This is a genomic window from Bacteroidota bacterium (genome assembly GCA_025059945.1).
GTDB lineage: Bacteria > Bacteroidota > Rhodothermia > JANXDC01 > JANXDC01 > JANXDC01.
Window position 1 is genome coordinate 50,424 of the sequence record JANXDC010000016.1, and the last position, 24,636, is coordinate 75,059.

The window sequence follows — 24,636 nt, forward strand, 5'->3', positions numbered from 1 at the left end:
TTGCCCCTTCGACGTGCTAAAGAAACGGAAGGGTTGTGTTTCGGTACAGGTGGGATCATCTAACTTTCACCAGACCGTAACACGGAGTCTCAACGGATCTTGCTTTTGGTTTGGAGTTGCGCCTATTGTGAACAACCTGTTCTTGAGAGGTTTGTCCATGAGAGCCGCGATCTTAAGCCTGCTGTTTTTGGGACTGGGGATGGGATGCGGACTTCTAAGGAGCCCCGGGGGCGTGCCGGAGCCTGAGGAGCGGACGGGTTTCTATCCGACCCTGCGCCGGGTGCCGCATCCGGATTCCACCTACCACTTGAATTTGAGTTTCACCGAGGTTGAGCCCCTGTGGTCGGTGGGGTTCGTGGATATTCGAAACGGCCGTCTATTTCGTACGGCCTATCGGCAGACCTACGCCACGCTCTGGGCCCGCGAGGTGGCCATGACCTGGGTGGCGGCTTTGGTCAAGCAGGAGCAGATGACGCGCGAACAGGCGCGTCAGCTGGCCGACGAACAGGCTGAGCTGCAGAGCAAGTACTTGACCATCGTCGTGCATGTCTTTACCAACGATCGATACCGGGACGCCTTTTTCGCTACGGATCTAAACCGATTCGGGTTCGATTTCGAGCTGCGCGATGATCGGGGGCAGGTTTATCGCCCTGTGAGCGTCGAGTCGGAGTCCACGCATCCGATCTGGAGCCCATCAGGAGGGCGCCTGGACGCCTTCTACCGGATGAACGTGCTGCGCTTTGCCCGCTATCAGAACGGACGCGACATTCTCTCCGGCGTTCGCCGGCTCACGCTTGCGATGCGCAGCGTGACGGGCCCCGGTTTCCAGCTGCAATTCCGCTGGGAGATCGAACCGAAAGCCTTCGCCACCGCCCGAACGGATGCGTAGGCGGTTTCGCTACCTGGCCTTCTACAAACCCTACGGGGTGTTGAGCCAGTTTACCGATCCGGCGGGCAGACCTACGCTCAAGGCCTACATCCCCGTGCCGCGCGTCTATCCCGTCGGCAGGCTTGATCTGGACAGCGAGGGGTTGCTGCTGCTTACGGACGACTTTGGGCTGCGGCATCGGCTCATGGACCCCCGCTATGGGCATCCCCGCACCTATTGGGTGCAGGTGGAGCGGATCCCCACCGAGGCGGCGCTGCGTCAGCTCGCCCAGGGGGTGGTGATCTCAGGCGGTTATCGAACCCGTCCGGCCCGCGTGCGCATAATCCCGGAGCCTGCGCTTCCGGAGCGGCCCGTTCCGATCCGGTATCGCAAAACGGTCCCCACTTGCTGGTTGGAGCTGGAGCTGCGGGAGGGCAAAAACCGACAGGTGCGGCGCATGACGGCCGCGGTGGGGCATCCGACCCTGCGGCTTGTGCGCGTGGCCGTTGGGCCTATTACGCTAGAAGGGCTTAGTCCGGGTCGATGGCGCGATCTTAGCCCGCAGGAAGTGCGGCGACTGCGAGAGCTAACGGGGCTTGAACGGGAACGCTTACAAACCGGCTAGCCGGTCCGTGTTGGATCCCGTCAGGACGACCACTATGGGCTCCCGGTCCGGCAAGCGCCGAAAGCGCAGCGCGGCCAGCGCCACGGCCGCAGAGCCCTCCAGGCGTTCCCCGAGCTGATGATAAGCCCAGTGCATGCTGTCCCAGATCTCAGGTTCGCTGACCAAGTAGATCCCCTCAATCAGCTTGTGCAGCAGCCTTACGGTGATCGCTTCGGCCTCAACGCCTCCGGAGAGCCCCTCGGCCAGCGTAGGTCGTTCAGGCAGGTGCGACCCGTAGAGGGCGTTGTACAGGCCGGGGGTGCAGACGGACTGCGCACCCCAGATCAGCGTCTCGGCTCGATGGGCCCGAATCCAGAGGGCCATCCCGCTAAGCAGCCCGCCGCCTCCGACGGGGGCTAAAAGCATCCCGAGTTCCGGAGCCTCTTCCAAGATCTCTAGACCGATCGTGCCCTGTCCGGCCACCACAAACGGGTCGTTGTAGGCCGAAACGTAGACGCCTCCAAGCTGCGCCGCGGCCTGGCGTGCAGCCTGCTCGGCCTCCGAAAAACCGGAGCCGCACAGGCGCACCTCGGCTCCGAGGTCCCTTAGCTTGTGTAGCTTCGCGCGCGGGGTGTTCTCTGGGACGAACACCCAAACGGGTCCCGCCTTAAGAAGGCCGGCCGCATAGGCCAGGCCGATGCCGTGGTTGCCCGCCGAGGCCGTAATCCAGGGACCCCGAAGCCCTTGCTCTCGATAACCTACTAGAGCCGCTAGGGCCCCTCGAACCTTAAAGGAGCCCGTCTGTTGGCGGTTTTCGAGCTTCGCGTACACCTGTCGGCCCTCAAGCGGAAGCCGTCGCAGGGGTGTGCGCACAAGGTGCGCGCCTATGGCCTGGGCCGCCCATCGCACCATGTCGGGCGTCACTGGGAGCGCCCCCGGGCTATGATGGGCCACCGATCGCATACCCGCAGTTCCTCTTCCACGACGTATTGATCGAAGAGGTTGGCCACCACACAGGCGTGCACGGGGAAGATGCGCACCCGGCTGCCCACGCCCAGCTTCAGATGCCGCGGGGCCCGGATCCAGCCGTGTTCTTCGGAGAGCGCCTCCAGGCGCACCCCCGGATATGGGGATCGCGTCTCGGGATCGGCCACTATCCCGTAGCCTTCTACGAGCCGGTGCGTGTCCGTGGTGAGCGCTTTTTTGCCGGCATCCACGTACAGGCGGGTTTCTTGGCCCTCCTCATGGCGCGCTACCACCGTGGCCAGGACCGACAGGGCTACCTCATCGAGCGCGCAGCTGCCCAAGGCGACCTGCATGGCGTCGAAGAAGACGTAGTTGCCGGGCCGCATCTCGGTCACCAGGGGCCGCCCGGAAGGCCTAAAATGCACCGCCGTGGGCGTGGAGCCGACGCTGACCTCCTGAACCGGTAGGCCGCGAACCTGCAGGGCCCTAGCCAGGGCCTCGATGCGGTCTCGCTCCTCATCGCTTATCCGTTGGGCCCAGGCGCGGCTGCTGAGCGGATCCTGAGCCCCTTGGTAGCTATGCCCGGCGTGCGTAAGCACCCCCTCTGGCTCTAGGCCCGCAAGCGCATGCAGGCGCTCGTACAGGGATACGGCCTCCGGCGCATCCCATCGAACCCCCGTGCGTCCGTAGCCCACGTCGACCTCAAGCAGCACCGGAACGCGGCGGCCGCGGGCTCGGAAGAAGTCCGAAAGCAGCTGAGCCCCCTCCGGACTTTCCACCAACACCCGCACCCGAGCACGCTCCATGAGCCTTGCCAAGCGCTCGTGGGCGGCATCTCCCACGACGGGGAAGGCGATCGTGATGTCCGAAAAGCCGTTTTCAACAAACGCTTCGGCTTCGCTCACCTTGGCGGTTGTAAGCCCCGATGCGCCCAAAGCCAATTGGCGCCGGGCGATCTCCGCGCACTTGTGGGTTTTGGCATGGGGTCTTAGCCGCACCCCAGCCCGAAGGGCCCGCTCCTGCATGGTCTGCAGGTTGCGCTCCAAGCGCACGGCATCCACGAGCAGAGCCGGCGTGGGAAGATCGAAGATCGTCATGGCGTCTCTTTCGGCATCTTGATGCGAGAGCAAAGCTCGTATTCGATAGCGGCCGCGGGCAAGGCGCGCACAACGGCTACTTAAGTGGCAGGGTGTATGTTACAAGAAACGGCTCTCCCCCCAAGGCCTCCCAAAAGGCTCGGGAATGAGGGTTGCGGTAAAGCGTGTTGAGTTCCACTTGATGTGCCCCGCGGGTGCGTGCCCAGGCGCAGAAGGCCTCCACGAGGGCCCTGCCGTGGCCCCGGCGCCGGTGCGCGGGCTCCACATACAGCTCCTGAATAAAGCCCATAAGCGCCTCCCCCCAGACCGGAGGCCGACGCACGAGAAGGCCATGCAGAAACCCCACCGGCTCTTCGGCCTCAAGCGCCAGCCAGAGGGCCCGATAGGGGCCCTGCAGGCCCTCCTGCAACTCCCGCTCAAAAAGCTTCGCCGCGCCCGGCACGGGCTGCGCGCGCGCATCGTAAGGCTGTTGCTCTCGATGAAGCGCCTCAAAGAAGCGCACCAGCGTGGGGATGTCCTTTGCGCGCGCAAGCCGAACGGCCATGGGGCACTCCGCCTTGTCGTAAATTAGCTCTGGCTATGGATCGCATCGCAACGTTGCTTGAGCGTCTGGAGGCGCGTTACGGGCGCCCCGTGTGGCGGCCCCGTATGGGGGTCCTGGAGGAGCTAGTACATTGCATCCTCTCGCAACACACCTCGGATGCGAACTCCTTTCGCGCCTTCGAGGCCCTGCGACGCGCATATCCGACTTGGGAGGCCGTTTTGCAGGCCCCTGAGGAAGAGCTCGCAGCCGTGATCCGATCCGGGGGGTTGGCCCGCCAGAAGGCCAAGCGAATTCAGGCGGTCTTGGCGCGCATTCGCGAAGACCAGCCCGATCTGCGGCTGGAGCGCAGGCTAGCGGGCCTTTCAGACGCCGAGGCTCGGGCCTACTTGATGGCCCTTCCGGGCATCGGGCCCAAATGCGCGGCCATCGTGCTTTGCTTCGCGCTGGGCCGGCCTGTGCTGCCCGTTGATACGCACGTATTTCGGGTCTCCTGGCGCCTAGGGCTTATTGAGGAGCGCCTGGGCCCGGATCGCGCACATGAGGCCCTGCAGGGGCAGCTCCGGCCGGAGCTCGTGTACCGATTTCATGTGGCCCTTATTCGACATGGCCGCGCCATGTGCAAGGCGCAGCGGCCTCGCTGCGCCGACTGTCCCCTGCTAGCGCTTTGCTCCTACGGACAGACTGCATTGAGCGCGGGGCAGACTCCAGCCGCACCCTCCCCGGAGGCCCAGGCCTGAACCTCCTCGCGCAGCATCCGCCAGAAGCTTGCGCTGATCGCGCACACGTAGCGCCCCTTACGGAAAAGGCCGCCCACAGTGCGCCGCGGAGTGGGATCCACAAGCCGAACGGTACGCAAACCCTCAGCAAGGGGGTTATGCCGAGCTAACTGCGGCAAAGCCGTAGCCAGATCCACTCGATGGGCAAGCCGCAAAAGCCCATCGATCGTGTTGAGCTCGGCTGCGACCACAGGCTTTAGGTCCGCCTCGGCCGCGCAGCGATCCCAGAGCCGGCGCGTGCAAAACGACGGCGGCAAAAGCGCAAGCGGCACCCCGTCAAGCTCACATAAGCGCACCTGCGCTCGCCCGGCCAAGGGATGGCCGGGACGCACAAAGAGCACGAGCTCCTCCACAAACAGGGGCTCCACCTCCAGGCCCGCAAGATGAGGAGGCACAAAGGAAAGCCCCAAATCCAGCTGTCCGTCGATTACGGCTCGCTCGATCTCGTCGGCGGATAGCTCGCGGACCCGAAGGCGCACCTTGGGATGCCGCGTCCAAAAACGCGCTAGCGCGGAGGGGATCAGGTAGGCGTTTACCGTCTGCACAGCCCCTACGGCGAGCTCCCCCCGCTCCAAGCCCACAAGCTCCCGAATGGCCGATCGGGCCTCCTCTAGCTCCCGCAACGCGCGCCGCGCGCCGCGCACCAGCAGCTCTCCGGCCGGCGTCAAGCGCACCCGCCGACCTGAGCGGTCCAGGAGCGCCACCCCCAACTCCCGCTCTAGCAGCTGAAGCTGCTGCGACAAGGCCGGCTGCGTCACGTAAACCCGCTCCGCCGCGCGCGTAATCGAACCCTCCTCCGCCACGGCAAGCAGATAGCGTAGCTGGCGTAGTTCCATAAGTGTAGCTAATGTATCAATCAGAAAAAAGTATTTTCGCTGATCAATATAGCCGCTTACTTTGACTGGGGCAACCCAAGGGGAGGAGAGCGACTATGGAGCTTGAAGCGATTCCGGGCTACACGTACGGAACGGCCGAGGTGGCGCGATCGCCGCTAACGGATGAGGAGTTCGCTCAGCTCAAGGCGGCCTTGCTTTGGTCTGAGGAGGACGTTCGCTACCTGCATCTAGCAGGCGAAGTGCTGCGCGATCAGGTTGAAGCGGTGCTGGATGTCTGGTATGGTTTTGTGGGCTCCCATCCGCATTTGCTGTACTACTTCGTCGGGCTCGATGGGAAGCCGATCGAAGCCTACCTGGAGCGCGTGCGCAAGCGCTTCGGACGTTGGATCTTGGACACCTGTTTTAGACCTTATGATCGGGCTTGGCTGGACTATCAGCAGGAGATCGGGCTGCGCCATCATCGGAGCAAGAAGAACCAGACCGATGGCGTCGAGGCCCCTGCTTATGTGCCCTTGCGGTACTTGATCGCCTTCATCGCGCCCATCGCGCTCACGATCAAGCCCTTTTTGGCCAAGCGCGGCCATGGGCCCGAGGAGGTGGAGAAGATGCACGCGGCTTGGCTTAAGGCCGTCGTGTTGCAGGTGGCCTTATGGAGCCGTCCCTACGCCCGGGAGGAGGACTACTGAGTCAGCGGGCTTGAGCGGGTCCGCTCCGCGCTTGTATTCTTGACGTCGGACAGGCGGAGCCGGTCCGGGCGCATGTGCTGGGGGTTGCTGTTGAGCGCTGTTCTAGGGGCGGAGCCGGATACCACGGCGGACACGGTTCGGATCCGAGCCGTGCTTCCTGAGCTGGTCATCAGCGCGCCCCGATGGCCCGTGGAGCGTTGGGGCGCGCCGGCCGCCGTGTACGCGGTCGAGGTGCGGCAGCGGGGGCAGGCGGGGGCCCTGCGTTCGCTTGGGGAGCTTCTGGAGGGGCTTCCGGGGCTGATGGCGTTTAACTTTTTCAACGCCGCCCAGGACGTCCGATTGGCCGTGCGCGGCCTGGGCGCTCGGGCGGCCTTCGGCATCCGGGGCCTGCAGGTCTGGGTTGATGGGCTGCCCCTGACGCTGCCGGATGGGCAGACGGCTATCGAACACGTTGATCCGGCCGAGGTGCGCCGCTTGGAGCTCCTGCGCGGCCCCGCAGCGGCCCTCTACGGGAACGCCTCCGGCGGGGTGCTCGCGCTCGAGACGGCCCCCCGGGATTCGGATCCTTCCGTGGAGCTAGACGCTTCTTGGGGGGCCTACGGGTGGAGGCGGCTTGGGATGCGGGCCTGGACCAAGGGCCCGGGGATGCGCCTGGGCGCCTCCGCCGCCTACGGGCGCAGCAAAGGGCATCGCGCCGGAAGCGCATGGGAGCGTTACCTAGTCTCGGCTTGGACGGAGGTGCAATCGGGCCCCCGGCATCGGTGGACGCTTCGCGTGGGGCTGCTCGATACCCCTTGGGCCGGAGATCCCGGAGGGCTTAGCCGGGCGCAGGCCGCAGCCGATCCCTGGGGGGGCGATCTCAGCGCCGTGCGCTTTCGAACCGGGGAGTCGGTGGGGCAACTAATGGGCTCGGCCCGCTATACGGGCCTGTGGGGCGATCACGGGGTCTTCGAAGCGGGGACCTACGCGCTGGGTCGTAGCTTCTTCAACCGGCTGCCCTTTAGCACGGGCGGGATCGTCCTGCTGCAGCGCTGGGTTTGGGGCGGATATGCGCGCTACCGCTGGGAGCGCTTGGGACGAGGCGATCGGGGCCGGCGGTTGCTTCTGGGCTTGGACTTGAGCCGGCAGCGCGACGAGCGGCGGCGCTTCGACAACCGCTCCACAGACGAGCTGGGGCCTCTGCGGCTGGACCAACGCGAGGAGGCCGCCACGTTTGGGCTGTACGGGCTTTTTGAGGGGCGGTGGGGGCCATGGACGCTTCAGGTGGGGCTGCGCCGAGACGAGCATCCTTTTCGGATCCGGGACCGCTGGCTGTCCGATGGGGACGACTCCGGCAGGCGGTGTTTCCGGGCCTGGAGCGCGACGGCCGCTCTGGGGCGCCGGCTTGCGGGGCGCCTGTATGCCCACGCGCGGCTGGGCACGGGCTTCGACACCCCCACGTTTACTGAGCTGGCCAACCCCACGGGGGGCGGAGGCATGAACGCCGAGCTGCGGCCCCAGCGCGCTTTAGGTGGGGATGTGGGCCTGAAAGGCTCTTGGGACTCCGTTCTGAGCCTAGAGGTGATCGGCTTTTACGTGTCCCTGTGGGATGAGCTAGTGCCCTTTGAGCGGCCCGAGTTCCCGGGAAGGCGCTTCTTCCGCAACGCCGGGCGATCCGAGCGCCGGGGCCTGGAGGCCGCCTTTCGGGTGGGACTTCCAGGCGGATGGGCGATCTCGGCCGCGATCACCGAACTAGAGGCCCGGTTTCGGCGCTATGGGCTCGCGGGAGCCGATCTGCGGGGTCGCTCGGTGCCGGGTCTTCCTCGACGGGAGCTTTACGGGGCGCTGTATCGGGTGGCTCAAGACGGTCTTACGGTCCGTCTTTTTGTGCGGCACACCGGTGTGCAGTACGCAGACGAGGCCAATCTGGAGCGCGTTCCGGCTCAGACCTTGGTGGGGATGGTTTGGGGGGCGCGCTGGCGGGTCGGCTCGTTCAGGATCAACCCGTTTGGAGAGGTGCACAACCTTTTCGATGTGGCCCATTACGCAAACGTGCGCCCCAACGCCGCCGGTGGGCGCTACTACGAACCCGGACCAGGCCGGCATCTCGTAGTGGGGCTGCGGCTAGAAGGATAGCCTATAGCCCCTATCCGGCAAAGGCGCTTAAGTGGATGTTCCGAGGTATGGAGGAGAACATGTCCGAAACGCTCTGGGATGCGCGTCGCTACCCGATCGGGCCTTTTCGGTATGCGCCCCCCGCGAGCCGAGAGGAACGGCGCGAGCGCATAGAGGAGCTGGCCGCTTTTCCCGCTATGCTCGGGAGAACGCTGCAGCGGGTCTCCAAATCCGACTGGGCCCGTTCATACCGGAGCGGGGGATGGACGGTGCGCCAGCTGGTGCATCATCTGGCCGATAGCCACCTGAACGCCTTTGTGCGTTTTAAACTTGCTCTCACAGCCGAACAGCCGCAAATCACCCCTATTGAGGAGGCCCGTTGGGCGGAGCTAGCCGATGTGACCCAAGTCGACCCATGGGTTTCGGTGCGCCTTCTGGAGGCCCTGCATATCCGCTGGGTGTCTTTGCTGCGGGCGATGGCAGAAGAGGACTTTTCCCGCACCTACTGGCATCCGGCCCAGGGGCGCGCTGTGACGCTCGAAGAGGCCTTGGCGCTGTACGATTGGCATGGTCGACATCATCTGGCTCATATTGAGCTCGCATTGGAGGGCCTCTTATGACCCCCCGCAAGGGTGCCGCGGCCATAGAGGGGATCCGATCCCGGCTTCGGGACCTCTATCCCGAGGCCACCACGGAGCTACTTTGGGAGAGCCCGTTTCAGCTTCTGATAGCGACCATTTTGGCCGCACAGGCCACGGATCGGAAGGTGAACGAGATCACGCCCCTGCTTTTCGCCCGCTACCCTGGGCCGGAGGCCCTGGCCAAGGCCGATCCCGAGCAGGTGGAGGCCATCGTGCGGCCGCTGGGGTACTACAGGCAGAAGGCGCGCGCCATCATCGCCGTTTCCCAGAAGCTCTTGGAGCGCTATGGCGGGCAGGTGCCCCGAAGCATGGCCGAACTGGTGGCCCTGCCGGGTGTGGGACGCAAAACGGCCGCCGTCGTGCTGGGCACGGCTTACGGGATACAGGAGGGGATAGCGGTGGACACCCACGTAAGCCGCGTCGCTCAGCGTTTGGGCCTTTCTCGGCACCGGCAGCCGGAGCGGATCGAGGCCGATCTGCTGCGCCTTGTGCCGCAGCCGGAGTGGAGCTGGTTCGGGCACGCCCTCACCCTGCATGGGCGCTATACGTGCACCGCACGCAAACCGCGTTGCACAGCCTGCGCCTTGGAGCCCTACTGCGAGCAAAACGGGCTTTAGCGCGTGCCCAGCTCGGGTCCCACGGCGGAGGGCCGCCGGAGCGCGCCTGCGGGCCGAGCACCGGTATGCTGGCCTTCCTTTACGACCAGCACGCCGTTTACGATCACGTACTGTATGCCCTCCGGGTATTGATGGGGCCTCTCGAAAGTGGCGCGGTCCTGGATCCGATCGGGGTCGAAGACCACGATATCGGCGACCATGCCGGGCCGGATCAGGCCTCGGTCCCAGAGCCCGAAGGTCTGAGCCGGCAGGGAGGTCATCTTGCGAACCGCCTCCTCCAGGCTGATGATGCCCTCTTGGCGCACGTAGCGGGCTAGCACGCGTGCGGCGTTTCCGTAGCCGCGTGGATGGGGCACGCCCACGCCGTAGCGGATGATCCCCGCATCGGCCCCGATCATGGTAAAGGGTTGGGTTAAGATGTAGCGGACGTCTTGTTCGCTCATTTTGTGATACACCATGCCCACTCGGCGGGGGCTGGCCGCGTACATGTCGAGGACCTGCTCGGCTTGATCCCGAGGGCTCGATCGACCCCGCAGGCGGCGCGTGATCTCCGAGATCCGCAGCCCGTTGAGCGTCGTATCCGGGCCGTAGTAGGCCACTTGGGCATGGGAGAAATCGCGGAAACCCTGCGCGCGCAGGGAGCGGAGCATCTCCGCGATGATGCGACGCCGAAGCGTGGGGTTTTGCAGCCGCTTTAGGGCCGAGTCCCGGCCCCCGTCGAAGACCCAGGTGGGGATGAGCACCTCGATTCCGGTGCTGGAGGCCGGGTAAACGTACTGATCCACCGTCACGGCCAGCCCCTCGGAGCGGGCCTGTGCTACGAGGGCCACGGTGTGGCGGCTATCGCCCCATTTGCGTTTGCTGGCGATTTTGAAGTGCGAAATCTGCACCGGACATCCCGCCTGGCGGCCCACCTCGATCGCCTCCTGGATGGCCGCTTCGACCTGGTTGCCCTCATCCCGGATGTGGCTCACGTACAGGCCGCCTAGATGGGCGCACTGGCGCGCCAGCGCCACCACTTCATCGGTTTGCGCGAAGGTGCCGGGGGTGTATATGAGCCCTGTAGAAAAGCCCAGGGCGCCGGCTCGCATGCCCCGGGCCACGAGCACGCGCATGCGCTCCAGCTCTTCGGCGCTCGGCGGGCGCGCGGCCTCCCCCATCACGAGGCGCCGAACCGTGTTGTGTCCGATCAAGCTGGCCACATGAATCGAGGTGCGCACGGAGTCCAGTTGCCGGAAAAAGCGCTCTATGTCCGCAGCCGATCCCCCGCAGTTGCCCGTAATGGCCGTGGTGATCCCCATGCGCACGAAGTTATCCGCTGTGGGAAGCTCTAGGATGCTGCCCTCCAGATGGGCGTGCGTGTCGATGAAGCCAGGCGCGATCACCTGCCCCTGTACGTCAAGTACGGTGCGGGCATGCAGATGGGCCAGGTTTCCTATGGCTGCTATCTTGCCGCCGCGGATTCCGACGTCGCCATAAAACCACGGATTGCCCGTTCCGTCCACGATCCGCCCGTTGCGCAAGAGCAAATCCAGCGTGTCCGCCCCCTGTCCCAGTAGGGCAAGCGCAAGCAGCCACATAGTCCAGCTCCTCCAACAGTTTTGCTTTCCAAAAGAAGCGGCCCCGTGAGCGGGCAGGCAAGCGAAAAACTCGTAACCGGACCGCTTGTCCCCGGCGCGAGAGGGCCCTATTTTTTACCAAAAGCTTCCCATGCGGCAAGATCCGGTCGAGTCTAGAGAACCGCCCTGGTGCCGATTTACCTGCGAAATCCCCGTACTGGGGCACATGCTCGATCCCCAAGGACGGCTTTACGTGCACCGGTTGCAGGAGTTATTTCAGGAGCTCGGCTACCGGGCCAGTGCTGAACGCGGTTTGGATGTGCGTTGGTATGCAGCGCATCATAGGGGATGGCTTATGCGCCATGTCAAGGTCTCGGTTTCCCTATGGCCTTGCGGAGAGCGTCTGCTGCGAGGGCAGACGTGGGTATGCCTGTTTGCGGGCGCCCGCTCGGCACGTGTCTACCAGCTCTGGGATGCCGAGCAGGAGCGCTTGCTCTTGGAAGCCGAGGTGGAGTGGGTCTTTGTGGACCTAGAGCGCCGCCGTCCCGTGGAGATCCCTCATACGATATCGCGCGCCTTTGAACCATTGGGCCCGTCTTTGCGGTTGCCGCTCCCACCAGAGCCTCCTGAAGGCGAAGTCATCAACCACAAGCCCTGGGTGGTGGGCTATACGGACTTGGACGCCTATGGGCATGTCAACAACGTCCGCTGGGTGGCTTGGTGGACCGAGCACGCTCACCAATTGGGCCTAGAGGGCGTTCCCGATCGCTGGTGGTTGCAGTTTTATCGGCCGGCTCAAGATGGGGAACAACTGCGCGCTTGCTCCGTATGTGTTGCGGCTCCCGGTCTGGGGCGCTTCTGGCGTTGGTTAGTGCGGGGTTCGGGTGAGCAACCCTACGTGGAGCTTCGAGCGATGTGGCTCAAAAGCCAAGGAGGATGAGGCATATGGCGACCGACGGGCGCGCGCTGGGGCGGCTGCTTATCGCAGCGGCCGCTTTTTTAGGCGGTTTAGCTGTGGGCCTGCTTTTCGCTCCGCGATCCGGAGCCGAGACCCGGCGCATCCTGGGAGCAAAGGCCCGCGAGGCAGGCCAGTGGGCCGGAGAAAAGGTTGGACATCTGCGGCAGGAGGCCGTAGCCCGTATCCGAGAGGGGTTGGCTAGAGTCGAGGCGGAACTGGAGCATCTGCGGGAGCGCGTGCTGCCGGATTTGGGTGAGTCTGTGGAGCGGGCATCCGATAGCGATCTGCTCAGCGACCTGTCGCAGATGCCCAAATAAGGGCGCCTAACTCCACCCCCAGGGCGGCTCCCAGCCCCGCCGCCACATCATCCAGCAGCAGGCCCCATGCGCCGGGTAAGCGCTGCAGGCTTTGGATGGGGCCGGGTTTTAGTATGTCCAGGGCTCGGAAAAGCCCAAAGGCCAAAGCGTAAAAGGGCCATTCTGCTCGTGCCGGTAGCAGGGCGAGCCACTGGCCTATCCATTCGTCTACGACCACCCGCGGAGGGTCGGGCCCGTATCGCCGCTGCATGTGTTGGCTTGCCTGCAGCGCGAGCCCGAAGAGTCCGGCTATGCCGAGCAGCTGCCCCCAGAGCGGCAGCTGAGCAAGGCCGGAGACGGCATACAGCAGGGTCCAGGTCAGGCTAGCCAGGGTCCCGGGTCCATAAGGGAAAAGGCCTATACCGAAACCCGTCGACAGGAGCCGAGCCCAAACGGGTGGTGTAGGGTTCACCTCGCTGTGGCCTCTCGAAACCACGCCCAGCTATAGTCCAGAGCCGTCCAGAGGCTCAGGCCCACCAGCGCCGCAAGCCCCCAACTGGTTAGCTCATGCTGTAACCAGAAGCGCGCTGTCTCCCGCCATGCGGGGTGTTCGTAAAGGGCTAGCCAGGTGAGCACGTAGCCCAAAAAGAGCATCTGCAGGGCCGTTTTCCAGCGTGCCAGCTCCGAGGTGCGGATCGGTTGGCTGCGGTGTTCCCCCCACAGCCGCAGGGCCGTCATCCATAGGTCCCGTCCAACAAGCAGAGCGACTGCCCACCAGGGAAAGCGGCCCGGATACACGAAAGGCAGACACAGCAGGGCGCTGAGGGTGAGGATTTTGTCGGCCAGCGGATCCAAGAACTGACCTAGCCGAGAGCGGGCCCGGTAGGCGCGCGCGATCCGTCCGTCGATCCAATCCGTGAGCGCGGCCACCAGAAACACCAGAAGCGCCAGCAACCGCGACGCAAACCCCGGAAGCAACAGCAGGCAGACGAAGACCGGGCTCATTACCAGGCGCGACAGGGAGAGTATGTTGGGTACGTTGCGCACAGCGAAAAGGTGCAGGGGTTAAAAAAATACCCATCCGCGCATCTGGAGCGCAAAACGTCTCGAATGGCTGTCAGCTTGACAGAGCACAGGATTCTGTCCTGTCAAATCGCGGAAGATAACGGCTTGGCATCAAGCTTGTTGTGGCCCCAGGTTGCGCCGTATTAAAGAAGAGGGCAAAAAATGGTAAAGGGGCTTCCGGTACGCGATTGGGATCAGCTTCAGGAGCGCCTGCAGCGAACCCTGGAGGAATGGTTCCCGGCTTTTTGGGCATCTGCTCGGGGCACGCTCAGCCCCGCCTTGGATTTGGTGGAGCGCGAGGACGCGTACATAGTCCGGGTTGAGCTGCCCGGAGTGCGCAAGGAGGAGATCCGGGTCATGCTCAAGGACAACGTGCTTACCATCCAGGGTGAAAAGCGCCAGCAGAGCGAGCAAAAGGGGGAGACGCACCACCGCATTGAGCGTCTGTATGGGTCCTTTTCTCGTTCCCTAACGCTGCCGGAAGAGGTGGATGCATCAGCCGTTACGGCTAAGTTAGAGCATGGTGTGTTGGAAATCATGCTGCCGAAGTTACGGCCTGGTGTTGCACCCAAGGAGGTGCCGATTCAATAAGCGCTCGCTTCCAGCCTGCTCAGGTTTCAGTCCTGGGCGGCCTTGGGGGGTGTGCCGTCACGTGGGGAAGATAACGAAGCCCGGCCTTATGGAGTCCGGTTCGACTTTTTGAAAAAGCACAGAGGAGGATATATGGGCAAGATCGTGGGCATTGACCTGGGTACGACGAACTCCGTGATCGCCGTCATGGAGGGAAACGAGCCCGTGGTGATTCCGAATGCGGAGGGGTCCCGCACCACGCCCTCTGTGGTGGCTTTCACCAAAACGGGCGAGCGCCTGGTGGGCGCCCCTGCCAAGCGTCAGGCCATCACGAACCCGAAGAATACGATCTTCTCTATTAAGCGCTTCATGGGTCGCCGCTTTGACGAGGTGGCCGAAGAGATCAAAATGGTCCCCTATGAGGTCGTGCCGGGGCCCAACAACATGGCCGTGGTACGGATTGGGGACCGTACGTATACGCCGCAAGAGATCTCGGCCATGATTCTGCAGAAGCTTAAGCGGGACGCTGAGGAATACCTAGGCCAGCCCGTCACGGAAGCCGTGATCACGGTGCCGGCCTACTTTAACGACGCCCAGCGGCGCGCGACCAAGGAGGCTGGCGAAATCGCGGGCCTAGAGGTTAAGCGCATCATTAACGAGCCCACAGCCGCCGCTCTGGCCTATGGGCTGGACAAAAAGGGGCGCAACGAGAAGATCGCCGTCTACGATCTGGGTGGCGGTACCTATGACATCTCCATTTTGGAGATCGGCGAGGGCGTCTTTGAGGTCAAGGCCACTAACGGCGACACCCACTTGGGCGGAGACAACTTCGATCAGCGCCTGATCGACTATGTAGCCGACGAGTTCCAGCGGCAGGAGGGGATCGACCTACGCAAAGATCCCATGGCTCTGCAGCGCCTTAAGGAAGCCTGCGAGCGGGCCAAGATCGAGCTTTCCAGCACGACCACGACGACGATCAACCTGCCCTTCATTACGGCCACGGCCGAAGGTCCCAAGCACCTGGTAATGGAGATCACGCGGGCGAAGCTGGAGCAGCTTATCGACGATCTGATCCAGCGCACGATTCCGCCCATGGAGCAGGCCCTGCGGGACGCCAAGCTGCGCCGAGAGGATATCGACGAGGTGATCCTCGTAGGGGGTTCGACGCGCATTCCGAAGATCCAGCAGGTTGTTGAGGAGTTCTTCGGCAAAAAGCCGCACAAGGGGATCAACCCCGATGAGGTCGTCGCCGTAGGAGCCGCCATCCAGGCGGGAGTGCTGGCCGGAGAGGTCTCCGATGTGCTGCTCTTGGACGTGACCCCGCTCAACTTGGGCATCGAGACCTTGGGCGGTGTGATGACCGTGCTCATTCCGGCCAATACGACCATCCCCACGCGCCGTGCGGAGATCTTCTCCACGGCCACGGATAATCAGACCTCCGTGGAGATTCATGTGCTGCAGGGCAATCGCCCCATGGCGGCCGACAACCGCACCCTGGGCCGCTTCTATCTGGATGGGATTCCGCCAGCTCCGCGCGGCGTGCCGCAAATCGAGGTCACCTTTGATATCGACGCCAACGGCATTCTGACCGTTTCGGCCCGCGACAAGGCCACGGGCCGCGAGCAGAAGATCCGGATCGAGGCCTCGACGGGCCTGAGCAAGGAGGAAGTGGAGCGCATGCGCCGCGAGGCCGAGGAGCGCGCAGCCGAGGACCGGCGCAAACTCGAAGAGGTCCAGAAGCTGAATGCGGCCGACAATCTTATCTATTCAACCGAGAAGCAACTTCGGGAATTGGGCGAAAAGCTCAGCGCCGTTCACCGGGGCAAGATCGAGGCCGCCCTGGAGCGTCTGCGCAAGGCTTATCAGGGCCGCAACATCTCGGAGCTTGAGCGCGCCATGGCGGAGCTCAACCAGGTCTGGGCGGAGGCCTCAACGGAGATGTACCGGGCCTCGAGCGCTTCTGGAGGTGCGGCCGACGGGGCGCGATCCGGCTCCTCGGGCGGTGAGGTGCGGGACGCCGATTACGAGGTTGTCGACGAGGGCGACAACAAGTAGTCTGCTTCTCTTAAAGAGCTTCAGAAGCGCTGCGAAACGGGCGCCTGGGTGATGCGGCGCCCGTTTTTGTTGGCGCGGATTTGCGTTTTTCGCGAAAATCCCTATACTACTGACGGAAAGGGTGAGGCTTGTTGCGGTCGTGTAGCAGGGGAGGTGTCCGCTGAGCAGCGAGGAGGTGGTATGATGATGAGCGCGCTTGAAAACCCAGCCTCTCAGCCGACCTTTGGGTATCCCGCTTCACGGTCAGGCTCCTCAGAGATTCCGTCCGCTGATTCCCTATTGCCCACCGGTCCCCGTCCGGAATCGGGGGCTTCGCCTGCGCCGGCTCCGGAGCGCTACCGCGTACAGCCTTTACTATCGGAGCCGACCCCGGAGGAGGCACGCACCGGGGTCTCGGTGCTTCCGGCAGCCGTGGGGGGGGCGGTTTCGGGGGCCGCGATCGGGATTGTTGTGGGATACTCCGTCGGACAGGTGGGCATGATCCCCGTTTTTGGTGCCATAATGATCACGGCTTCCTTTTGCTCTATTGGCGGCATGCTCGGGGCCATGGTGGGCTCGCTATTGGCCCAGTCCGGCCCCGGCGGGGTCTCTCGCATAGGCGGCCTGTTCACCGGGGCCGTAGTCGGGGGGGTAGTTTCCGCTATTTTGGGGCTCCTGTTTCCGGATATCGGCCCCGCCCTTTGCGGCGCGGTCGGGGCCTTATCGGCCGGTTTAGGCAGCTGGATGGGTATGGGGCGCTGAGGTCGGGCCGGGTGGAGGAGGTTTTGCGCCGGCTACGGGCCCGAATGTATTTTCCTGCGCTGCATCCACGGCCTTTGTATGCAATCGGAACCCGTCAAACCGGCAGGGTGTGTGCACGATGCGCCATCTGCTTTTTGCTCTCTTCACCCTAGGCGCTTTAGGCTTTTTTCTTTACAGCGTCCGCCGTCTGTGGCGCGCGCTGCGGCGCGCCAAGGCGGATCCCTTCTCCCGCTTTGATCGCCCCTTAGAGCGGCTGGGCCGGCTGCTTGTGATCGGAATCGGGCAGAGCAAACTCTTCCGGTTTCGGAGCGCCGGGTTGCTGCACGCGCTCGTCTTTTGGGGTTTTATTGTGATCACGATTGGCACCCTGGAGGTGATGATCGAGGGCCTTTTCGGGGGGCATTTTGCTTTCCTGGGGCCCCTTTACACCTTACTTACGGCCGCGCAAGAGCTTTTCGCCGCGGCTGTGATCCTATCCTGTCTGGGTTTCCTGTGGCGTCGCTACGTGGTCAAGCCCCGTCGGTTCTCAGGGGCCGAAATGAAGCCCTCCAGCCGGTTAGATGCCACCTTGATCCTGCTTCTCATCCTGGTGCTCATGATCACGCTGCTGAGCACAAACGCGGCGCTGCTGGCCGCCGGCATGGACCGTCCGTGGGCCGCTCGACCGGTCTCGCATCTACTTGCCGCTTACCTAGCGGTCCTTTCTCCGGAGGGGCTGCGCTGGGCGTATGAGCTTTCCTGGTGGGGGCATATCCTGCTTGTGTACGCGTTCCTGAATTACCTGCCCTACTCCAAGCACCTGCACGTGATCACCTCACTGCCCAACGTGTATCTGTCGCGCCTGGAGCCCATGGGGGTTTTGGGCAAGCTTGAGCTAGAAGATCCGAACGCGAGCAGCTTCGGCGTGCGCGACCTGGAGGACGTAAGCTGGAAGCAGATTCTGGACGCCCTGACGTGCACCGAGTGCGGCCGCTGCACGGCGGTCTGTCCCGCCAACACAACGGGCAAACGCCTATCGCCTCGAAAGCTGTACGTGGACTTGCGGGATCGGCTCGAACAGAGGCTGCTGAACGGGCAGGTCGAGGCGGACGGGAGGGCTTACTTGGGCGATTGGGTGAGCCCGGAGGAGGTCTGGGCCTGCACGACCTGTCAGGCGTGTATGCAGGAATGCCCTGTGATGATCGAGCACGTGCCGCTGATTGTGGATTTGCGACGGCATCTGGTGTTGATGCAGGGCGAGGCCCCGGCGCAGCTGCAGACCATGTTCGCCAATCTGGAGAGCAAGTATACTCCCTGGGCCTTTAGCCCGCAGGATCGCGCCTCTTGGGCTGAGGGGTTGGACATTCCCACGATGGCCGAGCTGGCCGCCCGCGGGGAGGTTCCGGAGGTGCTCTTTTGGGTCGGCTGCGCTGGCTCCTTTGATGATCGCTACAAGCGCGTCACGCGCGCCTTGGCCGCCCTGCTCAAGCAGGCCGGCGTGCGCTTCGCCATCTTGGGCCTAGAGGAACGCTGTACGGGCGATCCGGCCCGCCGATCGGGTAACGAATACCTGGCCCAGATGCTCATCCAGGAGAACGTAGCCACGCTCAACGGATACGGGGTGCGCAAGATCGTTACGGCCTGCCCGCACTGCTTCAACATCCTGCGCCATGAGTATCCCCAGTTTGGCGGCCACTACGAGGTGGTGCACCATAGCCAATTCCTGAAGGAGCTTCTGGCCTCAGGCCGGCTGCAGGTGCAGGCGGAGGCCTTCTCAGGCAAGCGCCTAACCTATCACGACTCCTGTTATCTGGGTCGGGCTAACGGCCTGTACGAGGAGCCGCGGGCGATCTTGGAGGCCCTTCAGGCGGAGCTCGTGGAGATGGAGCGCTCTCGGTCGCGCGGCTTCTGCTGTGGGGCGGGAGGAGCGCAGATGTGGATGGAGGAGCAGCCGGGGCGCAAGCGCGTCAACGTAGAGCGCGCTGAAGAGGCCCTGCGCACAGGGGCTGAGGTCGTGGCCACCGCCTGCCCGTTCTGCATGACCATGCTGCGCGACGGAGTAGCGGCCCAGGGCGCTTCTCTACCGGTCCTGGACGTGGCGGAGCTCTTGGCCCAGGCGGCTCAACCTGCTGCCCATTCAGCGTCGTGAGGATTCTCCTCTCGCTTACGGCTCTGGGGATCTGTCTGGGGGCCTGCACGGGGCAATGGGAGGCGGCGCAGGACGCCTTCGTGCGGCAGGCCTGGGAGGCCCCTCGCGGCTTTACCCGCACCGATCCAACGGGGCGCGTGCTAGAGGAGGACCTGGACGATTGGCGTACGGCTCCGCTGTTTAGGGGGATCCTGCTTATCCATCCTCCCTATCCCAACCCTACGCGCGGAGAGGACCTGCGGCTACCTGTGGAGGTGCTCGCCTTTAGTGGCCTCTCTGGGGGGTTAGAGGGTTGGGCGGCAGACCTGCAGGGGCGTCCGGTGCGGCTGTTCCGGTACGGGCAGTTTGCGGGGCCCGGCCTGTATACAATCCGTTTCTCGCTTGCGGTGCTGGCCCCAAACCTGAACTGGGCCTCTTTGCGGGGGCTACATCGTGTGCGCATCTTCGACGAGCAGGGGCGGATGGTAACATACGGGGACGTAATGCTGGAATAGCGTCTCATCCAAAGGTTTTCCGGTGTGCTAGCTTGGGCCGGCCTCGGCCCGGAGCCGCCTCCTTGATGTGCGGCATCTCGGCCTGGCTGTGTGCCCTTGAGTTTGCGAGGTCGCCGGCGAGGCTTGGGGGGAATGCGTCCTCTGCTTGAACTTGGCGTCGGTCGTCTCAAGGGCCGGCGCAAGGCGATCACAAGGGCGATCCGCCTATGGGGCGTTATCTGGTGCGCAGGCTGGCCGGGGGCGGCCTGTTGCTGATGCTCCTTTCCTGGCTGGCCTTTGCCCTGCGCTCTTGCATGCCGGGCGATCCGGCCTTGCAGCGGCTCGTGCAGGAGGGCCAACGCGCCCCGGCTGAGCTAGAGCGCGAGTTGGCGCTATACCGAGCCCGCATGGGGCTGGATCGGCCGCCGTTTTACGTGCATCTGGGCACATGGGCCGATCCCCCTTACTGGGAGCCGAATCCGGAGCGACGGGCGCTACTGGTGCGGCGGGCTCGCCGGGAAGGCGGATGGCGCGCCTGGATCCCGCGCCTTTTTTGGCATGGCGCAGACAATCAATATCACCGTTGGCTCTCCGGGCTTTGGCGCGGGGACTGGGGCGTTTCTTATCGAGACGGCCGGCCCGTGTGGGCGCTGCTGCGGGAGCGGTTGCCGGTGACGGTGGCGCTTTCAGGGCTGAGTCTGCTGTTTACGCTAGTGCTCGCCGTGGGGATCGGCGCGTACCTGGGGATGCGCCGGTTTTCCCGAGTTGACCGGCTGGGCACCGTCGCGCTGCTGGTTTTGTACGCCCTGCCTTCGTTCTGGATCGCTACTTTGCTGTTGATGCTCTTCGCCTCGGGCGGCCCGCTGGGGGTTTTTCCGAGCGGAGGGGTCTTTTCGCCCGAACATCGGCCCGATTGGCCTTGGTATCGACGTCTGGCTGACGTCGCCTGGCATCTGGCCTTGCCTGTGGCCGTGTACGTGCTCAGCGCCCTTCCCTACGCGGTTCGTCAGGTGCAGAGCGCCGTGGCCGAGCTTATGGCCTCTGAGCTTGTGCTCGCCCTGCGCGCAAGGGGGCTTTCGGAGCGCCGTCTGCTTTGGGCTCATGTCCTGCCCAACGCTCTGCTACCTGTGCTGACGTGGCTAGGGGGGATTTTTGCGGGTTTCCTGAGCGGAAGCGTAATCGTGGAGACGGTCTTCTCCATACCCGGCATGGGGCAGGCCGCTTACGAGGCGATCCTGGCGCGCGACTACCCGGTGGTGCTCGCGGTCATGCTGCTGGGCGGTGTGATGACCGTGCTCAGCCTGCTTCTGACGGATCTGCTGTACGCGTGGGCCGATCCGCGCATCCGGCTGGAGGGGAGGCGCTGATCTGGTGCGCGCGCTCTGGGCGCATCCGCTAGGCCGAACGGGCCTGATCATCTTGGGCTTTTGGGCCCTGCTGGCCCTGCTGGCCGATCTGCTGGCGGGCTCTTGGCCCATCATAGCGCGCTACGAGGGGCGCTACCGGTTGCCCGCTCTGGAGCAGCACCTGGTTCGCTGGGGGTGGATGCGCTGGCCAGAGTCCATGGCCGCCTTAAGCGGTGAACAGGTCCCCTGGGAGTGGGCGCTGTGGCCGCTTGTGCCCTACGGGCCGAGCTCTATGGACTTCGCGCACGCCTTCGCAAGCCCCCTGGACCCGCAGGTTGGTTTAGGGCTGCGGCGTCGGCACTGGCTGGGGACCGATCAGCTGGGGCGGGATGTGCTGGCGGCGATTCTGCATGGGGCCCGCCTTAGCCTCGCCATCGGGCTTTTGGCCACGGTGTTGGCCGCCGTGCTGGGCGGGCTTCTGGGCGCGTTAGCCGGATTTTGGGGAAACGAGGCCCGCCTGCGGCGCGCCCACTTGCTCGTAGGAGGGCTTTGGGGGGGCTGGCTGCTGTGGGCCGCGCTCCACATGGGGCCATACGCCTCCGGATGGACGTGGGCGGGTGTGCTGCTTCTGTGGGCGCTCTCGGGGGCGGGCGCGCTCTGGGCGCTGATGCGTCGCGTGCGTTGGGCAAGTCGGCGCGTCCGCTTGCCCCTGGATAGCTTGGTGCTGCGGTTGCTTGAGCTGGAGCTAAGCGTGCCGCGTCTGCTGCTGGCGCTGGCCCTGTTGGCGGTTCTTCCTTCCGGCGTGGGCACGGTTGTGCTTCTTGTGGGCTTGATCACCTGGACGTCCGTGGCCCGATATCTGAGGGCGGAGCTCCTGCGCGTGCGCGCCTTGGAATACATATTGGCCGCTCGCAGCGTGGGGATTTCCGAAGGACGTATCTTATGGCGCCATGCGTTGCCCAACGCCCTCGGGCCGGCGTTGGTGGCGCTCTCCTTCGGGGCCGCCAACGCCATCCTGATCGAGTCCGCTTTGAGCTTTCTGGGCCTGGGCGTGCCCGCGCACGTGCTCACCTGGGGGCGGCTGCTAGCGGAGGCGCGCGCGGCCTCGTTTGCCTGGTGGCTGGCCTTTTTCCCGGGCCTTTGTCTGTTCTCCGTGTTGTTCGCTTGCGTATTGCTGGGCGAAGCGTGGCGCGATCTGCTTGAGCCCCGATTGCGCGCTCGTTGGGAGGCCATGCAAACCGGATAGGACCGATGGAGCCCATTTGGTACCCCAGTGAAGCCTACTGGCATGGTTCCTGGCTAGAGCGGCTCTGCGCCCACATGGGCGAGGCCGACTATGAGGGGCTGTATCGGCGAAGCCTCGAGGAGCCGGACCGTTTCTGGGCGGCCTTTTTGGATTTGATCGGGCTGTGCTGGGAGCGACCCTATGAGCGCTTCTGGGACCTTTCCGCAGGTCCCGCATGGGCGCGTTTCTTCGTGGGAGGGCGCCTGAACGCGGCCCACAATGCCCTGCGTTGGGCCGAGGGGGGGGCAGCCGATCGACCGGCGCTCCTCTGGGAGCGCGAGGACGGCCTCGGGGGGCAGTGGACATACGACGAGCTGGCCGCGCGCGTAAAGCGCCTCATGAGCGGCTGGGCCCAGCGGGGTTTTGCGGCCGGCGACCGGGTGGGCCTGCTCATGCCTATGCGGCCTGAGGCCGTGGTGGCGCTGCTGGCCGTTGCGGGCCTAGGGGGGGTGGCCGTGCCCTTGTTTTCCGGCTTTGGTCCGGAGGCCGTGCGCGCTCGGCTTGCGGATGCCGAGGCGCGCTGGCTTGTGGTGGCCTGCCGCACAAGCCGAAGAGGGGTCAGCGTGGACTTGCTCGCCGTAGCCCGGGAGGCTGTTCGGGGCCTGCACCCCAAGCCGCAGGTGCTCGTTCTGGAGCCCGATCGACCCTTGGAGCCCCACGAAAGCCCTTGGGAGGCCCTCGAGGGGCCGTCCACGGCCGCCATCTGGGCCTCGGTGGAGGCGGAGACGCCCTGCATGCTGCTGTACACCTCCGGCACCACAGGTCGGCCCAAGGCCTGCGTGCACGTGCACGGAGGCTTTCCCCTCAAGGCCGCCCTGGACATGGCCTTGCTTTTTGATCTGCGTTCCGGGGAGCGCATGCTGTGGGTGACAGATCTGGGCTGGATGATGGGGCCGTGGCTCATCTGGGGGGCTTTGCTCCTAGGCGGCACGGCGGTGCTCTACGAAGGGGCTCCCGACTGGCCCGGAGCGGATCGGCTCTGGAGGCTTGTGGAGCGACACCGGATTACGCATCTGGGGCTTTCCCCTACGCTAGTGCGCGCGCTCATGGCCCGCGGCGTTCTCCCTCCGCAACTTGAGAGCCTGAGGCTGCTGGGGTCCACGGGTGAGCCGTGGAATCCGGATCCGTACCGGTGGCTTTTTGAGGCGGTGGGCCAGAGCAGGCGGCCCATTATCAACTACTCCGGCGGCACGGAGGTATCGGGGGGGATTTTGGGCTGCGTCATCGCGCGGCCCATCAAGGCCACGGGCTTTAACACCGCGGTTCCGGGTATGGATGCCGTGGTTCTGAACGCCTCCGGCCGTCCCGTTGTAGGCGAGGTAGGTGAGCTGGCCGTGCGCACCCCGTGGCCTGGCATGACCCGGGGCTTTTGGCGCGATCCGGAGCGGTACCTCAAGACCTACTGGCAGCGGTTTGGTGGCTTTTGGGTGCACGGCGATTGGGCCCTACAAGACACAGAGGGCCACTGGTTTATCTTGGGCCGCTCCGATGATACGCTCAAAGTAGCGGGCAAGCGCATAGGTCCGGCTGAGCTTGAATCCGCGGCCGTCTCGCATCCGGCCGTGCGCGAGGCGGCGGCCATCGGGGTACCTCATCCCGTAAAGGGCGAAGCCGTACTGCTTTTTGCCGTCTTGCGTCCCGGTTGGGAGCCGAGCCAAGCCCTACAGGCGGCCGTAGCCGAGCGCGTAGCCGCCGCCTTGGGACGGGCCCTTAAGCCGGAGCGCGTGGTCTTTGTAGAAGACCTACCCCGAACGCGCAATGCCAAGATCCTGCGCCGTGTGATCCGGGCCGCCTGGCTGGGTCAGGATCCGGGTGACTTGAGCGCGCTCGAAAACCCTGCCGCCGTGGACTGTATTCGACGCGCAGCCCGTTCCGGTTAGGGTTCTATCCCAAAAGCCGGGGCGCTACGTGTTGAGCTTCTTGGACCGTTCTGCGATATTGCGTACCGGAAAGGAGGCATGAGCCATGCCCCGAAGCTTAAATAAGGTGATGATCATCGGCAACTTGGGGGCCGATCCCGAGCTGCGCTATACCCCTCAGGGCACGGCGGTCTGTACGATCCGCGTGGCCACCAACGAGGTCTTTAAAGACAGCAGCGGGCAGCTGCAGGAGCGCACCGAATGGCACTCGGTGGTCTTGTGGGGCCGGCAGGCTGAGATCGCAGCCGAGTATCTGCGCAAGGGGCGTAAGGTATTTATCGAGGGCAGCCTACAGACCCGCTCCTGGGAGGATCAGGCCGGAAACCGGCGTTACGCAACCGAAATCCGCGCCCGCGAGTTGATCCTGCTCGATTCCCGTGAAAGCCCCTCCGAGGCAGGAGAAGTGGGCCGCACGGGCTCGTTTCCGTCTGAGCCGCCGACCGATTTTTCTGTGGAAGAGGACGACGGGCTGCCCTTTTAGAGCAAAGCGCCTCTGCCCGGGTTTTCCCACG

At 64.5% G+C, this 24,636-nt stretch carries 25 protein-coding genes; 18 read left to right on the forward strand and 7 right to left on the reverse strand.

What is annotated here, in order from left to right:
- Positions 1-157: 157 nt before the first annotated feature.
- Both NZ993_09460 and NZ993_09465 read left to right on the forward strand, forming a co-directional pair.
- Entirely contained in the window at positions 158-889 is a 732-nt protein-coding gene (locus NZ993_09460; GenBank protein ID MCS7156012.1) for a hypothetical protein, read from the forward strand.
- A complete protein-coding gene (locus tag NZ993_09465; GenBank protein MCS7156013.1) occupies positions 882-1,493 on the forward strand; it encodes a pseudouridine synthase in 612 nt (203 codons plus the stop codon). Before NZ993_09460 ends, NZ993_09465 begins: the two co-directional genes overlap by 8 nt.
- Here the strand turns inward: NZ993_09465 and NZ993_09470 are convergent.
- The 3 genes from NZ993_09470 to NZ993_09480 form a co-directional block, all read right to left on the reverse strand.
- The gene (locus NZ993_09470) at positions 1,479-2,435 is read right to left on the reverse strand and encodes a pyridoxal-phosphate dependent enzyme (GenBank protein MCS7156014.1); all 957 of its coding nucleotides are present in this window, start codon (positions 2,433-2,435) and stop codon (positions 1,479-1,481) included. The two genes, NZ993_09465 and NZ993_09470, sit on opposite strands and share 15 nt — an antisense overlap.
- Entirely contained in the window at positions 2,393-3,535 is a 1,143-nt protein-coding gene (locus NZ993_09475; GenBank protein MCS7156015.1) for an alanine racemase, read from the reverse strand. Before NZ993_09475 ends, NZ993_09470 begins: the two co-directional genes overlap by 43 nt.
- A 76-nt stretch (positions 3,536-3,611) precedes the next feature.
- Positions 3,612-4,079, reverse strand: coding sequence for a GNAT family N-acetyltransferase (locus tag NZ993_09480; protein ID MCS7156016.1), 468 nt, complete (start codon positions 4,077-4,079; stop codon positions 3,612-3,614).
- A gap of 35 nt (positions 4,080-4,114) precedes the next feature.
- On the opposite strand from NZ993_09480, the gene NZ993_09485 reads away from it, so the two are divergent.
- Positions 4,115-4,816, forward strand: coding sequence for an endonuclease III (locus tag NZ993_09485; protein ID MCS7156017.1), 702 nt, complete (start codon positions 4,115-4,117; stop codon positions 4,814-4,816).
- Here NZ993_09485 and NZ993_09490 read toward each other — a convergent pair.
- Positions 4,750-5,691, reverse strand: coding sequence for a LysR substrate-binding domain-containing protein (locus NZ993_09490; protein ID MCS7156018.1), 942 nt, complete (start codon positions 5,689-5,691; stop codon positions 4,750-4,752). The genes NZ993_09485 and NZ993_09490 overlap by 67 nt on opposite strands.
- Positions 5,692-5,786: 95 nt before the next feature.
- On the opposite strand from NZ993_09490, the gene NZ993_09495 reads away from it, so the two are divergent.
- The 4 genes from NZ993_09495 to nth all read left to right on the forward strand — a co-directional run bounded on the left by NZ993_09495 (position 5,787) and on the right by nth (position 9,729).
- Positions 5,787-6,377 carry a protoglobin domain-containing protein gene (locus tag NZ993_09495; protein ID MCS7156019.1) on the forward strand — a complete coding sequence of 197 codons (591 nt, stop codon included), beginning with the start codon at positions 5,787-5,789 and terminating at the stop codon, positions 6,375-6,377.
- Between the two features lie 72 nt (positions 6,378-6,449).
- The gene (locus NZ993_09500) at positions 6,450-8,492 is read left to right on the forward strand and encodes a TonB-dependent receptor (GenBank protein ID MCS7156020.1); all 2,043 of its coding nucleotides are present in this window, start codon (positions 6,450-6,452) and stop codon (positions 8,490-8,492) included.
- A 59-nt stretch (positions 8,493-8,551) separates the two neighbouring features.
- Positions 8,552-9,091 (forward strand): putative metal-dependent hydrolase, encoded by a 540-nt coding sequence (locus NZ993_09505; protein ID MCS7156021.1) that lies wholly within the window; start codon positions 8,552-8,554, stop codon positions 9,089-9,091.
- Entirely contained in the window at positions 9,088-9,729 is a 642-nt protein-coding gene (gene nth, locus NZ993_09510) for an endonuclease III (GenBank protein MCS7156022.1), read from the forward strand. Before NZ993_09505 ends, nth begins: the two co-directional genes overlap by 4 nt.
- Here nth and NZ993_09515 read toward each other — a convergent pair.
- On the reverse strand, positions 9,726-11,309 hold the full coding sequence (locus tag NZ993_09515) for a D-aminoacylase (protein MCS7156023.1): 1,584 nt from the start codon (positions 11,307-11,309) through the stop codon (positions 9,726-9,728). The genes nth and NZ993_09515 overlap by 4 nt on opposite strands.
- A 130-nt stretch (positions 11,310-11,439) precedes the next feature.
- Between NZ993_09515 and NZ993_09520 the strand changes: the two genes are divergently transcribed.
- The gene (locus NZ993_09520; GenBank protein ID MCS7156024.1) at positions 11,440-12,228 is read left to right on the forward strand and encodes a thioesterase; all 789 of its coding nucleotides are present in this window, start codon (positions 11,440-11,442) and stop codon (positions 12,226-12,228) included.
- A 5-nt stretch (positions 12,229-12,233) separates the two neighbouring features.
- On the forward strand, positions 12,234-12,563 hold the full coding sequence (locus tag NZ993_09525) for a YtxH domain-containing protein (protein MCS7156025.1): 330 nt from the start codon (positions 12,234-12,236) through the stop codon (positions 12,561-12,563).
- On the opposite strand, the gene NZ993_09530 is transcribed toward NZ993_09525, so the two are convergent.
- Complete coding sequence (locus NZ993_09530; protein MCS7156026.1) at positions 12,535-13,014, reverse strand: phosphatidylglycerophosphatase A; 480 nt, start codon at positions 13,012-13,014, stop codon at positions 12,535-12,537. The two genes, NZ993_09525 and NZ993_09530, sit on opposite strands and share 29 nt — an antisense overlap.
- Positions 13,011-13,589, reverse strand: a complete 579-nt coding sequence (gene pgsA / locus NZ993_09535) for a CDP-diacylglycerol--glycerol-3-phosphate 3-phosphatidyltransferase (protein ID MCS7156027.1) — start codon at positions 13,587-13,589, stop codon at positions 13,011-13,013. Before pgsA ends, NZ993_09530 begins: the two co-directional genes overlap by 4 nt.
- A 180-nt stretch (positions 13,590-13,769) precedes the next feature.
- On the opposite strand from pgsA, the gene NZ993_09540 reads away from it, so the two are divergent.
- The 9 genes from NZ993_09540 to NZ993_09580 all read left to right on the forward strand — a co-directional run bounded on the left by NZ993_09540 (position 13,770) and on the right by NZ993_09580 (position 24,605).
- A complete protein-coding gene (locus NZ993_09540; protein MCS7156028.1) occupies positions 13,770-14,198 on the forward strand; it encodes an Hsp20/alpha crystallin family protein in 429 nt (142 codons plus the stop codon).
- A 132-nt stretch (positions 14,199-14,330) separates the two neighbouring features.
- Entirely contained in the window at positions 14,331-16,232 is a 1,902-nt protein-coding gene (gene dnaK, locus NZ993_09545) for a molecular chaperone DnaK (protein ID MCS7156029.1), read from the forward strand.
- A gap of 180 nt (positions 16,233-16,412) precedes the next feature.
- Entirely contained in the window at positions 16,413-16,973 is a 561-nt protein-coding gene (locus NZ993_09550) for a hypothetical protein (GenBank protein MCS7156030.1), read from the forward strand.
- A 118-nt stretch (positions 16,974-17,091) separates the two neighbouring features.
- On the forward strand, positions 17,092-19,101 hold the full coding sequence (locus NZ993_09555; GenBank protein MCS7156031.1) for a (Fe-S)-binding protein: 2,010 nt from the start codon (positions 17,092-17,094) through the stop codon (positions 19,099-19,101).
- On the forward strand, positions 19,098-19,595 hold the full coding sequence (locus tag NZ993_09560; protein MCS7156032.1) for a hypothetical protein: 498 nt from the start codon (positions 19,098-19,100) through the stop codon (positions 19,593-19,595). Before NZ993_09555 ends, NZ993_09560 begins: the two co-directional genes overlap by 4 nt.
- A 206-nt stretch (positions 19,596-19,801) precedes the next feature.
- On the forward strand, positions 19,802-20,941 hold the full coding sequence (locus tag NZ993_09565) for an ABC transporter permease (GenBank protein ID MCS7156033.1): 1,140 nt from the start codon (positions 19,802-19,804) through the stop codon (positions 20,939-20,941).
- A 4-nt stretch (positions 20,942-20,945) separates the two neighbouring features.
- A complete protein-coding gene (locus tag NZ993_09570; GenBank protein ID MCS7156034.1) occupies positions 20,946-22,166 on the forward strand; it encodes an ABC transporter permease in 1,221 nt (406 codons plus the stop codon).
- Positions 22,167-22,171: 5 nt separating this feature from the next.
- Positions 22,172-24,085: an AMP-binding protein gene (locus tag NZ993_09575; GenBank protein MCS7156035.1), complete on the forward strand. Its 1,914-nt coding sequence runs from the start codon at positions 22,172-22,174 to the stop codon at positions 24,083-24,085.
- A gap of 85 nt (positions 24,086-24,170) precedes the next feature.
- Positions 24,171-24,605, forward strand: coding sequence for a single-stranded DNA-binding protein (locus NZ993_09580; protein ID MCS7156036.1), 435 nt, complete (start codon positions 24,171-24,173; stop codon positions 24,603-24,605).
- Positions 24,606-24,636: the final 31 nt, after the last annotated feature.